At 45.2% G+C, this 13,470-nt stretch carries 8 protein-coding genes; 3 read left to right on the top strand and 5 right to left on the bottom strand.

Features of this window, described 5'->3' with window-relative positions; all coding sequences use genetic code 11:
* Positions 1-36: 36 nt before the first annotated feature.
* Positions 37-1,023, top strand: coding sequence for a dihydroorotate dehydrogenase-like protein (locus Q1A18_RS02570; RefSeq protein WP_299577029.1), 987 nt, complete (start codon positions 37-39; stop codon positions 1,021-1,023).
* Between the two features lie 90 nt (positions 1,024-1,113).
* The gene (locus Q1A18_RS02575) at positions 1,114-4,248 is read left to right on the top strand and encodes a PKD domain-containing protein (RefSeq protein ID WP_299577031.1); all 3,135 of its coding nucleotides are present in this window, start codon (positions 1,114-1,116) and stop codon (positions 4,246-4,248) included.
* Between the two features lie 49 nt (positions 4,249-4,297).
* On the opposite strand, the gene Q1A18_RS02580 is transcribed toward Q1A18_RS02575, so the two are convergent.
* The 3 genes from Q1A18_RS02580 to Q1A18_RS02590 form a co-directional block, all read right to left on the bottom strand.
* Positions 4,298-5,272 (bottom strand): type IX secretion system membrane protein PorP/SprF, encoded by a 975-nt coding sequence (locus Q1A18_RS02580; protein WP_299577033.1) that lies wholly within the window; start codon positions 5,270-5,272, stop codon positions 4,298-4,300.
* A 109-nt stretch (positions 5,273-5,381) separates the two neighbouring features.
* Positions 5,382-6,359, bottom strand: a complete 978-nt coding sequence (locus tag Q1A18_RS02585) for a type IX secretion system membrane protein PorP/SprF (RefSeq protein ID WP_299577035.1) — start codon at positions 6,357-6,359, stop codon at positions 5,382-5,384.
* A gap of 185 nt (positions 6,360-6,544) precedes the next feature.
* The gene (locus Q1A18_RS02590) at positions 6,545-7,093 is read right to left on the bottom strand and encodes a hypothetical protein (protein ID WP_299577037.1); all 549 of its coding nucleotides are present in this window, start codon (positions 7,091-7,093) and stop codon (positions 6,545-6,547) included.
* 108 nt (positions 7,094-7,201) lie between these two features.
* On the opposite strand from Q1A18_RS02590, the gene Q1A18_RS02595 reads away from it, so the two are divergent.
* Complete coding sequence (locus Q1A18_RS02595) at positions 7,202-8,536, top strand: MATE family efflux transporter (protein WP_299577039.1); 1,335 nt, start codon at positions 7,202-7,204, stop codon at positions 8,534-8,536.
* Positions 8,537-8,681: 145 nt separating this feature from the next.
* On the opposite strand, the gene Q1A18_RS02600 is transcribed toward Q1A18_RS02595, so the two are convergent.
* Positions 8,682-10,463, bottom strand: coding sequence for a hypothetical protein (locus Q1A18_RS02600; protein WP_299577042.1), 1,782 nt, complete (start codon positions 10,461-10,463; stop codon positions 8,682-8,684).
* Between the two features lie 152 nt (positions 10,464-10,615).
* Positions 10,616-13,420, bottom strand: coding sequence for an excinuclease ABC subunit UvrA (uvrA, locus tag Q1A18_RS02605; RefSeq protein WP_299577044.1), 2,805 nt, complete (start codon positions 13,418-13,420; stop codon positions 10,616-10,618).
* Positions 13,421-13,470 lie beyond the last annotated feature (50 nt).

Consider the following 13,470-nt stretch of genomic DNA (forward strand, 5'->3'; position numbering starts at 1 on the left):
TTTTAATATATTCGGATAATTAAAAAAGAGAAAGATATGGCAAACTTAGAAACCACATATATGGGGTTAAAATTGAAAAACCCTATTGTTGTAGCCAGTTCTGGCTTAACCAATACTGTTGAAAAGATTAAAGCACTGGAAGAGGCGGGGGCTGCAGCGGTGGTACTAAAATCTATTTTTGAAGAGCAAATTAACAGCGAGGTTAGTCATTTGATTAACAAAGACCCACAAAATTTATATCCGGAAGCCGAAGATTACATCTGGAATTATACGCGCAACAATTCCATTACGGCTCACCTGGAATTGGTCAAAGAAGCAAAAAGTGCGGTTTCGATTCCAATTATTGCCAGCATCAACTGCGTGACAGCCAAGGAGTGGACCAGCTTTGCCCATGATTTTGAAAAAGCGGGTGCCGATGCGCTGGAGTTGAACCTTTTTGTTGTACCAACTGATCGTCATCAGTCAGGCGAAGAGATTGAGCAGTTGTATGTTGATGTACTTACTAAAGTCAAGAAAGAGGTTAGCATTCCGGTTTCCGTAAAAATCGGGTTTTACTTTTCAAACCTGGTTTCTATGGCCGAAAAACTGAAAGCCAATGGAGCGGCTGCCGTAACCATGTTTAACCGTTTTTACGAGCCGGACATCAACCTGGATAAGCTTGAGCTTTCGGCTTCCGAAGTTTTTAGCGAACCGTCTGATATCCGTCGTTCACTGCGTTGGGTTGGTTTGGTTAGCGCTGCGCTTCCTAAGCTTGAAATAGCGGCTTCAACCGGAATTCATGATGGCGCTGCTGTGGCCAAACAATTGTTAGCTGGCGCTCAGGTGGCTCAACTGTGTTCGGTAGTTTACATTGAAGGCGCTCAGGTGATTAATGGAATCTTGAAAGATCTGGAGGCTTTTATGGATAAGTGGAATTTTGAAACCATCGATGCTTTCAGAGGCCGCTTGTCGTATGCCCGGATTAAAGATCCGATGATGTATGAGCGTTCGCAGTTTATGAAATATTTCTCTTCCAGAAACTAGAGGCCGGAGCCTGAATGCTCCACTTCGGTTTTGTATAACGAACAACTAACTTATCTCTGATGACCAGGACATCATTATAACATCTGTTTTATGAAAAGGAATGTGCTGGTCATCGGATTTGTTTTTTGCAGCCAATTGTTATTGGCTCAGCCTGAAATCAGTTCCATTGCTTTGCCACCGGTTGATTATTGCAGCGAACCTGTCGAATTTGGGGAGCGCATCAGCATTGAAGGCGATGCCGTGGAGGATGGACTGAAAGTTTCAATTTCAAACTACATTCAGGGAGAAGATCAGCTGAGTCTGGTTGAAACCACCAACATTTCCGGGCGATGGGATTCTGAGCTTGGGACACTTTTCTTGACCGGAGCAGCCACGGCTGCAGCGTACGAGGAGGCCATCCAACGCATTGCTTATACTAATCTTGCAGATTCGCCCACCAATGGCACACGATCCATTGCCATTACCTTACAGGATGCCGATTACTTACCTGCCACAGGGCATTTTTATCAATACATAAGCAGTCCCGGGATCTCCTGGACCGATGCCAAGCTTGCGGCAGAAGCGAAAAGATACCACAACTTAAAGGGCTATTTGGGCACAATCAAGTCGAAGTCGGAAAATGATTTTATCTGGACCAAAGTGCAGGGAGTGGGGTGGATTGGTGCCAGTGATGCACAAAAAGAGGGAGACTGGCGTTGGGTGACCGGGCCTGCTGCCGACCGAACCTTGTTTTGGCGAGGCAATTATAATGGGGCTCCTGTTAATGGTGAGTATTCGTTTTGGAGTTCAGGCGAGCCTAATAATTTGGGGGATGAGGACTATGCCCACATCAATCAGAATCCGGCTTACAAAGATAAATCATGGAATGACCTGCCCGATGGAGGGGGTGATGGATATTATTTTCCGCAAGGCTATATTGTTGAGTTTGGAGGAATGGAAGGGGATCCGGAAATTAGCTTGTCAGCTACTTTGGAGATCAATGTTTGGAATATTCAATTTGATACGGATACGGTAAAAACTATTTGTAAAAATGAAGAAGTTCGCTTGAATCAGGAATTTATCGGTTCTTATGAATGGTTTCCAAAAACAGGCTTGGACGATCCAAACAGTTCCAATCCGATTGCCCGGCCGATGGAAACAACGGTTTACAAGGTGGTGTCGAGAAACGGAGTTTGCGCGGATTCCGCTTACTTTAGGGTGATTGTGAATCCTGTTCCGGTTGTGGATTTTGAAGGAGACCGGCATATTTGCATGGAAGACAGCACCGAATTAGATGCTGGCAGTCATGCACTTTATGAGTGGAATACCGGCTTTGACCAGCAAGCGTTTTTTACTTCAGAGGCCGGAGTTTACCAGGTACGGGTTGAGAATGAGTTTGCCTGCTCAACCACGGAAGAGGTGAGGGTGACGGTACATGCCTATCCTGAAATTGACCTGACGGATACCGATACTTTATTCTGCGATTCGAAAACTGCTGAAATAACAGTTGATTTGGATAAGGGACAGTTGGCTTGGCAGCCACTAACTTCAGCCTTGGATTTTTCAGTTAACAACACCCCTGCACAAGCCAATGTTACGGATTGGGGAACTTATAAAACCTACCTGACGGTAACAGACCAATACGGATGTGTGACCAAGGATTCGTTGGATCTGAGTTTTTACAAAACGCCAACGACCGATTTCAGCATTGATGAATCGGAATGTTATGGTTACAACCTGGATGTTGTTTACACAGGTGATGGAACATTGGATGCAAACTACTCCTGGTTTTTCTTGGATTCCATTTACGCCAAAGGTATTGGACTAACCGAGGTTGCCGTTGCGTTGGGCTTTGACCGGGGCGATAACCGGAAGCTGGGCCTGATGGTGAATGATGGGGGCTGCCTGAGTGATACTTTATGGGAACACATTAAAGTCATTCCAAATATTGAAATCAGTGTGGTGGATGATGAAGGGTGTGAGCCTTTTCTGGCTGAATTTTTAGCTGAAACGAGTGAGCCGGTTTCAGAGTTTATCTGGTCCTTTGGCGACGGTGGGGTAAGCCAGGTGCAAGCCCCGGATTATACTTATACCGGGGATGGTTTTTATGATGTGGGCTTGCGAATTGTTTCGGAGGAAGGCTGCGAAAATTTTGGCTTAATAGAAGACTTCATTAAAGTAAGGCCGGTACCTACGGTACAGACGAATCTTGATCCGGATTCCTGTTTTTCGCACCAGTTCGAGGTTCGGTATACCGGAACTGCCAACTCACAGGATACTTATCATTGGGATTTATCGGCTCTGGGGGCGGAAGAGGTTTTACAGGATCCGGGGAAGGGGCAGGGGCCTTTTCTGCTAAAATTGATTCAGCCGCAGGCCAGCCTCGGACTTCAGATAACCACTGAGTTTGGCTGTGAAAGTGAGCTTCGGAATTTTACGTTTAGGCGAAAGCCCTGGGTTGAATTGTCGGCTGATGTGCTGGAGGGATGTTCGCCTTTGGAGGTAAATTTTCAGGCAATGCCGGTGGATGCTGTAGATGAGTTGAATTACTCCTGGAATTTTGATCAGGGAGAGGGAGCTGTTTCTGGTTCGGCTGAATTGGCAAATACGTTTCAAACCGCTGATCAGCAGTTTTCCGTGTTTGCTATAGCCCGGTCATCGTTAACCGGATGTGAGGACACCACTTGGCTACAGGCTCCAATCCGGGTTTACCCCAAGCCGTTTGCCGCTTTTAGTGCGAATCCCAATGAAGTCAGTATTGTGGAGCCGCTTGTTCATTTTAAAAATGAAAGTGAAGCTGCACAGCGATACGCTTGGTATTTTGGCGACAATGCAGGAACCTCCGCTGAATTTGAGCCGGCATACAGTTACTCCGGCCTGGGATGGTTTGAGGTGGAGCTGATTGCTGAAAATGAATTTCTATGTACCGACACAGCCACTCAGAAGTTAGTAGTAGCGCCCGATCGGATTTTTGCGCCCAACGCTTTTAGTCCGAATAGTCCAAGTGTTGAAAATCAGGTGTTCTTGCTCAAGCACGTTGGCGTTGAGGAAGCCGGTTACCATATGCAAATTTTTAATCGGTGGGGAGAACGCATCTTTGAGGCCAAGGATGAGTTTGTGGGTTGGGATGGCACCATGAAAAATGGTCAGGCAGCACCAACCGGTGTTTACACCTGGGTGTTGGCTTATCAGGATTTCGTGGGGAAAAGCCATCGTCAAACCGGGACGGTCACTTTAGTTTATTAGGAGGAGTTTGGCCGCGATAGGCTTTTCAGGTGCATTTAGCAGGGTTTTACTAAAGCGATGGAATCAGCAAGGCATCACGACTGCTGTGTTTTTCTCCAATAAAAAATGTGAGCGAAAACTCATGCGACCCATTCGAATAATTGGATAACCCCGATAAGGTGTAATCGTAGCTGTAACCTATTTTGAACCGCTCTTTCATAATGCCAATCATCAGGATTAAGGCATCGGGTTGTGCGCCCAGGTTTTGCCGGTACCAGACTCCTCCGGCCAACGACTGTTCCAGCATATAAAGGCCCAGGTTGATTTGTTTGAATGCCCCCTGTTGCTGATAAATCAGGTTGGGTGAAAGCGTAAACTCACGCGATAAGAGTCCGCGATGGAATTGGTGTGTTCTTGCACCGGTGTGAAGCGTGATTTTTAGAGGCAACTTCCCTTTTTGATCTCCCGTGAAAACAGATTCGTCGGGTTGGGTTAAATGCATCAGGCTGAATCCAAAGAAGAAAGCATCGTATTGGCCCAGAGCACCAAAGCCGAAATCAGGATAGAGTTTGCTGGCATTTTCCGGTTGGTCCATTGTTCCCGGAAGGCTGATTCCGGTTAGTTGGTCAATCATATCCGGGAAGATGAGCCGCCCATAATCCAGCTTTTTATAGCTCATTCCAAGCTGAAGTCCGGCATCAACGAACAGACGATCATTCACTTTAATGTGGTGCGAGTAAAACAGGTATCCCGAAGAAGTTTCAATCAGTCCGTTCAGTTCGTTGCTGTTTTGAAGCTGGATGCCCAGACCGCCTTTCATTTTGGGGATATATTGATCGTAGGATAAGCTGTAATTAACGTAGGTCGTTCCCTTTTGAGGCCATTGGTTGCGGTAGTTTACAACCAGCCTTGGAGCAGCAGAAGTTCCTGTCAGCCCCGGATTTAAATATAGCGGGTTGGCGTAGAATTGCGAATATTCTGCATCTTGCCCGTTGGCCAGCATAATCCGGCATAGGAAAAGCACGAGAAAAAAAGCCTTTTTCACGAAGTTTATCGATTAGTAGTCCCCATTGATCACAAATAGTAAAAGTAACATTTAAGTTTGAAAATATTCGGAGCGTGAGCTGAAGCTGTTGAATAACAGTAAATCCGGCTTATAACGATCGAATGAGGGCAGGAACCGGAACATCGAAGCGTTTTAGTTCAGGCAAAATAACCTGCAGGCTGATGTTGTGCATTGGATCCTGAATTCCCTGGGGCGTTTTCAGAAGCGAACCCAGGTAGCTTACTTTTAAAACCTTAAAGTCATAGCCGAGGTGGAGGGAAAAACGACTTTGCGACGTGTCGAAATTTGGCAAAAACCCAATGCCGGATTCCAATTGCTTGCGTTGGACGGTGACCTCCGCAAACAGTTGCGTGAATTCATTTCCGTAGTGTAAAACTGCCCTGGGGCGAATCAGGTAACGACGGCTGAGCAGACCTCGCTGGTACCAAGTGAAAATTTTTTCGGCATGAAACAGGATATGCCAATCGAGTTCATTGTACGAGTCGGTGCTTGGGTTTTTCTTATACGATCGTCTGATTTTGCTCGCCACGCCTACAGAACCATGGTAGTTGGAAAGTAAGAGACCTGCACCGGCACCCAGCTCGGTGGTGCGAAAAAAACTACTTCCGTGCAGCGAACCATCTTCAGGTGAAGGATTCGAATTGGTCATGTGATCGGCCAAATATTGCTCCGGATCTCTAAAAGCCTGATGAACCCCTAAGGTTAAAGAAGGAGTAAAATACCGGCGACGATTTAGAGTGATAAACTTTGCTGCAGAAAGCTCCAGAAATGGAATATAGTCTTGCTTTTGATGATTGCGCCGGATACCGGTGATAAAACCCAGTCCCAGACTTTTCTTCTTCAGGAAAAAATCGTGACTGATAAATTTCTGATAGGACTTGGCATTTTGCCGAAGCGAAGTGTACACCGAAGCCAAAAGCCGGTCTCCTCCGGTTTGTCCGGCATAGGAGGGATTGAGCAGAATGGGGGTTGAGTAATATTGAACCGCACTAAAATCCTGCGCCAATGTAGGTCGTTTGAAGGTGATAAAAACCAGGCAGACCAGTAGGAATCGGATTGTCGTCATGGTTCTTTGTGTTAGAAATGACCGATTAAAGATGCTGTATAAATTAAGAAAAAGTGGAAGGCCTTGCAACCTTCCTTATCCGGAGAATTGTGTGTTGACTTGTTTTGCTCATTCTTTGACGAGCATAAAAGGCGTGGCGGAAAGGAAAGCCAAATTCAAAAAGGCTTCCTTTTTTGGAGAACGATCTAATAAGCTTGGGGCTCAATTCCTCGCTCAAAGTCAGGGAGAAAGTGGAGCAAATCGTGGATCAATTCTTTCTTTTGGTCATCTGCCTGAAAGAAGGCATCTTTTAATCGGGCACTTTCTTTTTCAAGGATTTCTTTCGAGATTTTCCCCGACATATTGGTTATCACCGTGTAGGCTTCAAATGCGACCATCAGCTCGTGTTCAATCACCAGGTTGATAAACAGCGACAAGTGCATGCTAAAGTCCAAGCCGTTTTCCCAGCAGGCCGAAACTAACGGTTGCAGTTCGTTGTTGTACTTTTTGTTTTCAATGGCTTCGATCAGAAATGGAACTGCTTCTGTTTGTTTGATTTCTGAAAAAAGCACACGCAACTGTGCCTTTACTTCCGGATGTTGGGTGGTATGGAGCAATTCCACCAAAGCCGGAATGTAGTTGACATTGCCGTTCTCCTTTAAGTTTGAGATTGCCTGGATGGAGGTATTTACATTGGTTGAGTTTAGCTGTTCAATGATTTGAGCACTAATCTTTTTGGATGTTTCTGTTTTCATGACGGTTAACTTTAAGCTGCAAATTTAATATTTCCGCAGCAATAATGAGAATTGGAGGGTGTCTGATTTGTTGATTTGAATGAGTACCTTTGCACCAATTTTTTTGAAATGGACAAAACAAGCGAGTTGGGTGAGGGAAGTATACCTCGCTTGATGGTGAAATACTTTATTCCTGCGTTTATCGGGGTGTTTGTAAATGCTCTGTACAACATTGTTGACCGGGTTTTTATTGGTCAGGGGGTGAGTGCTGTGGCTTTAAGTGCAGTCTCTGTCATCTTCCCGGTTATGTTGATTGTCATGGCTTTTGGAATGCTAATTGGTATTGGTGCCGGGGTATTGGTGTCAATCAATATGGGGCGCCGGGATATGGATCGGGCCGAACGGGTTTTGGGCAACAGCTTTACCATGATGATCCTCGTTTCCGGATTGATCATGCTTATTGGCTTTGCAATTAAGATTCCGATGTTGAAACTTTTTGGAGCTACACCGGAAACGATTGAGTATGCGAATGATTATCTCAATATTATTCTGCTGGGAGTCGTTTTTCAGGTTGTGGGCTTCTCGCTGAATAATGTTATCCGAAGCGAAGGAAATGCGAAAATTGCCATGTACTCCATGCTTTTAAGTGCAGGCATTAATTTGATTCTGGACCCGATTTTTATTTTCTGGTTTGACATGGGGGTGAAAGGAGCGGCTTATGCAACGGTTATTTCCATGATCGTTTTGAGCGCTTGGGTGCTTGCTCATTTTAAGAGTGGTCGATCAATTGTCAAGTTACGACCACAGTACTTCCGCCTGGAGCTCCCTATTATTAAAGAAATTTTATCCATAGGAATGGCGCCCTTCTTTATGCAGACGGCCAATTCTGCTGTGCAGGCGCTGATTAATACGAAACTGATTCGGTTTGGAGGTGATTTGGCTGTTGGTGCCATGGGTATTATCAACTCGGTGGTGACCCTGATTGTGATGTCTATTGTAGCTATTAATATGGCTACGCAACCAATCATTGGGTTTAACTATGGTGCGAATTCCGGAAGCCGGGTAAAAGAAACCTTGCGATTGGCCATGATTGCCTCGACCCTTATTTCCATTGCTGCTTTTATGTTGGTGCAAGCGATACCGGAGCTTATCGTGGGCTTGTTTAACTCGTCTGATCCGCAATTGCTGGAGTTGGGGAAGCAAGGATTGCGATTGTCGCTGATTGCGCTTCCAATTGTGGGTTTCCAAGTGGTGGCCGGTAACTTCTTTCAATCGATTGGAAAAGCCAATATCGCCACCTTGTTAACTTTGTTGAGGCAAGTTATTGTGTTGATTCCCCTGTTGTTTGTGCTTCCTAATTTTCTGCAGTTGAATGGTATCTGGATTTCAATGCCAATTTCGGATACCTGCTCGGCATTGATTGTAGCTTACTTTATTTCACGGGAGTGGAAAAAGCTTGATTAAGGTTTTTATACTTCTGGTTCTAGCTGACAGGTAAGTTGACTGACTCCTTTTATTTGGGGATAAACAAGTCGGTAGAGATAAAAAAATCCGGGTATCTGAAGCTGACTTCAACATACCCGGATTTCATTAAGTTAACTCAGATAGTTTAAATACTTATCTGATCCAGTTTTTTAGTGAAGGCTTCCAGTTCGCTGAAAACATCTTTCTTCATTTCCTGAAGTTTAGCTTCATACTTTTTGAAAAACTGCTGGTAATAGCTGATTCCGTCTTTCAGGTTCGACTGAAATTTTCGCAGGTAAACCAATTGTTTGTCATCCTGTTCTTCACGAGCCTCTTTCAAATTGTTTTCAAGATACTCGACATACATTTTGAGTTCTTTTACAAACAGGTTGGGACGCTTGATGTCTTTGAGCAGGTTGATGCGGCCATAGATGTGATCAACCATTTCCTTTAGTGAAACAACTTGTTTGAAATATGCAATGTTTGGTCCGGGGCAAATACTTACGCCGTTGCGTTTGCTGTCGGTAGGAAGACCATTGGCCAAGTAGGTTGAATTGGTCAGTCCCTCGCAAAGGCATTCTTTTTCCGTAAGTTTTGCTTTTTGAGCTTGTTTTCGCTCAGCTGTCAGATCGGACTCGTCCACTTCCTTGAGCTTTTTGCGCAGGTATTGCTTCGATGCCGTACAAATTGGTTTATCGGTATATTCCGTGTTGAAGACCAAGTATTTTTTGGTGCATGGAAAACCGGGTTTTCCTTCTTTCAGGTAGTTCTGAATGGCTTCCTGCTGGCTGGCTCCCCGAACGTTGTTGAAATGCACTCCCAGTGGGGAGGCGTTGCTCAGATACATGTCTTCTTCGCCGGCATTTTTTAAGAGCTCGAGGCTTTTCTCATCAATATTACAGGCCTCAGGAACCAGCATGAAAGGGCTTCCCCAGCCAACGCTGTCCAGTTGGTATTCATCCAGCAACAGTTGATGTTCTTCATGGGTTCCAACACCACCTTGCGCTGTAATTTTTACTTCGGGAGCCTGATCCAGCTCTTTAAGTCCTTTGTCTTTCAAGCCGGATTGGTAAACACTGAACGTTGAGTCGATCAGTTCCTGGCGTTTGTCTTTAAATTCCTGCATGATTGGCCCAAGCAAATAGCCTTGGGTAGCAAAGGCGTGTCCTCCGCAGTTCAAACCTGACTCGATACGGTATTCTGAAATCCAGATTCCTTTTTTAGCAAGGAAGCGGCCTTGAACCATGGCTGAACGAAAATCGCTGACTTTCAGTGTGATTTTTTTGCGAAGCTGTCCTTGTTCGTCCGGATAGAAATCGCTGAAGTTTTCCAGGTAGCTGTATAGCCTTGGGTTCATTCCGGCCGAAAGTACGATGGATGAACTCAGGTTACTGGTGGCAAAGCCACGCAAAGCTGCGTGAGCATCATTGTATTCGATGGGCAGCTGCTCGTTGTCTTTGTAGTTTGCCTTATCCAGCTTGGTCATGATGTTCACATCAATGCTCCCGGGCTTTAAGTTGTTACGCAACCAGTTTTTCACATCCTGTAGACTTGTGTTTTCAAGCAAGTGGTTAAACTTTTCGCGAATTTGTGTGGAGTTTGGAAGTAATTCGAAGTATTTCTCAATTTCATTTTCCTTCTTATGAAAGTTCTCCACAAGATCGTCGATTTTTTCGTTTACCAACTTGTCAACCAGGTTCAGGTAAGCGGCAATGCGTTTAGCCCGAAAGTCTTCTACCTTGGAGGTGATGGTTTGGTATGGAAGGTCGAACTTCTTGCTATAGAGTTCGCGCATCTTTTCAATCAGAATATCATCAACGATGGAAATAACGGATGATATTCCCAAGTGTGCCACCCGAACGGGGGTGTCTATGGTGTATCCCAGCCCCATGACCGGAATACTAAAAGTATGCCTATTCAAATTCATTGGATTTTTTTTGGGGAGTTTGCAATTTAAGGGGTGATCTTCTGATCTTTAAATCCCTTGGCAAGTTCCCGTATTTCACTCTTTTGTCGCCTGTAAAGATACGGATTTTTATCTGGCTTGAAAGAAAAACCCCAGAATAGAAAGACTTCGTACTAGCTCATTTTTTCAGCCAGAGCCTTGGCGGTATATGAGTCTGAGTTTTTTATCAAATCTTCCGGTGTTCCTTCAAATAAAATATGACCACCATTTTTACCTCCTTCAGGCCCTAAATCAATGATCCAATCGGCTGATTTAATAATCTCCAGATTGTGTTCAATGATGATGATACTGTGTCCTCGCGAAATAAGCGCGTTAAAGGAGTCCATCAGCTTTTTGATGTCGTGAAAGTGAAGGCCGGTGGTTGGCTCATCGAAAATAAACAGGGCAGGGGAGTCCTTCTCTTTTGATAGAAAGGCGGCCAGTTTTACCCGCTGGCTTTCTCCGCCCGACAAGGTTGAGGAGCTTTGTCCAAGCTTCACATAACCCAAGCCAACATCCTGTAAAGGTTGAAGCTTTTTGGCAATCTTTTTCTCAAAACTTCCTTTGAAACTGCTGAAAAACTCAATGGATTGGTTGACGGTCATTTCCAGGATGTCGTGGATGTTTTTGCCGTGAAGTTGCACTTCCAGTATCTCGTCTTTGAAACGCTTGCCATGACAGCTCTCGCATTGCAAGTGAATGTCGGCCATGAATTGCATTTCAACTTTGATTTCTCCCTCGCCCTGGCATTCTTCGCAGCGACCGCCATCAACATTGAATGAAAAATGGGAGGGTTTGAATCCCTGGTATTTCGAGGCTTGTTGTTCGGCAAACAGTTTTCGTATTTCATCATAGGCCTTCAGGTAGGTGACCGGATTAGACCGTGATGATTTCCCAATGGGATTTTGATCGACAAACTCAACCGACGTTAAACGGTTGAAATCCCCTTTGACCGTGTCGTGTTGCCCGGTTTTTTCGCCATAGCCTCCAAAAATTTTGGCCACTGCCGGGTACAGGATGCGGCTGACTAAGGTGGATTTGCCGGAACCGCTGACACCGGTAACCACCGTCATGGTGTTGAGTGGGAACTTAACGGAGACGTTTTTCAGGTTGTTTTCGCGTGCTCCTTTTATTTCGATGAAATTGTTCCATTTCCGACGTCGCTCGGGAATTTCAATCTTTTTAGTGCCATTCAGGTAGTCGGCGGTCAGGCTGTTTTGGGCTTGCAGCAGCTGTTTATGATTGCCCTGAAACACCAACTGGCCACCATGTATACCGGCTTTGGGGCCGATGTCGATAATTTCATCGGCAGCACGAATGATTTCCTCATCGTGCTCAACCACCAAAACGGTATTGCCAATTTTCTGCAGTTTTCGTAAAACGTTGATTAAGCGCTCGGTGTCTTTCGGATGAAGCCCGATACTGGGTTCATCTAAAATATAAAGCGAGCCGACCAAGCTTGATCCCAGCGAAGTGGCCAGGTTGATCCGCTGCGATTCGCCGCCGGAAAGCGTGCTTGACAGGCGGTTGAGGGTAAGATAACCCAAACCGACATCATCCAGAAAATTCAGACGATTACTGATTTCGATCAGAATGCGTTTGGCAACTTGCGTCTCGTGCTCGTTAATGTCCAATTCTTTGAAGAATATTTTCAATTCATTAACAGGCAACAAAACCAAATCCTGAATAGAATACCCTCCGACTTTGACATAGCCGGCTTCCTTTTTTAATCGCGTTCCGCGGCAGTCGGTGCAGTTCGTCTTTCCACGGTAGCGCGAAAGCATAACGCGATACTGAATTTTGTAGCTTTTCGATTCCAGCATTTTAAAGAAGGCGTTTAACCCTTCAAAGTAACTGTTGCCGGTCCAAAGTAATTCCCGCTGTTCCTCGTTCAGTTCGTAATAAGGTTTGTGTATCGGAAAATTGAATGAGGCTGCATGCTGAATGAGTTCATATTTCCATTTTTGCATACTTTCGCCTTTCCAGCAGGCCACGGCATCCTGATAGATGGAAAGCGATTTGTCCGGAATGACCAGATCTTCGTCAATTCCGATAACCTTGCCATAGCCCTCACAGGTGGGACAAGCGCCTACGGGATTGTTAAAGCTGAACAGGTGCTCGGAGGGTTCTTCAAATTCAAGACCATCGGCTTCAAACAAATTGGAAAACACGTGTTCCGTTGGTTGGTCTCCCTCATAGGTTTTAACAATTGCGGTTCCACGGCCTTCAAAAAAGGCCGTCTCCACTGAATCAGCCATGCGGCTTACATTGTCTTCGTCCTGGGAGGCTTGTAACCTGTCTATAACAATGTTGCACTGCCCCGAGCAGAAATCTGCTTTCTGGTCGGCTATTAATTGATCGATTCGCTTAATTCCTTCGGGAGTTTCAATTCTTGAAAACCCTTGTTGCAGTAAAAGTTCAGCTTCTTCTTGCACTGTACGTCCGTTTTTGGTTGTCAGTGGTGAGCATATCAGTACGCGGGTGTCGGTTGGGTGAGTACAAATATAGTTGACCACATCGGTTACCCGGTGACGCTTAACTTCCTGGCCGGAAATGGGGGAATAGGTCTTGCCAATGCGGGCAAATAACAGCTTTAGGTAATCATAAATTTCGGTTGATGTTCCTACTGTAGAACGTGGATTTCGGGTGTTTACCTTTTGTTCGATGGCGATGGCCGGAGGAATTCCTTTGATGAAGTCAACCTCTGGTTTGTTGATTCGGCCAAGAAACTGCCGGGCATATGAAGACAGGCTTTCTACATACCGTCGTTGCCCTTCCGCATAAAGCGTGTCGAATGCCAGCGATGATTTTCCGGAGCCTGAGAGTCCGGTAATAACCATAAGTTTGTTTCTGGGTATTTTGATTTCAACGTTTTGAAGGTTGTGAACCCGAGCCCCTTTGATATGTATTTCCTGAGTTGTTATTTTATTCTTTGCCATCGACGTATCTCTATTTAGGCGGTAATAAATTTGTTTTTTTAGCAAAAAAC

Source organism: uncultured Sunxiuqinia sp. (genome assembly GCF_947495665.1).
Taxonomy (GTDB): Bacteria; Bacteroidota; Bacteroidia; order Bacteroidales; family Prolixibacteraceae; genus Sunxiuqinia; species Sunxiuqinia rutila.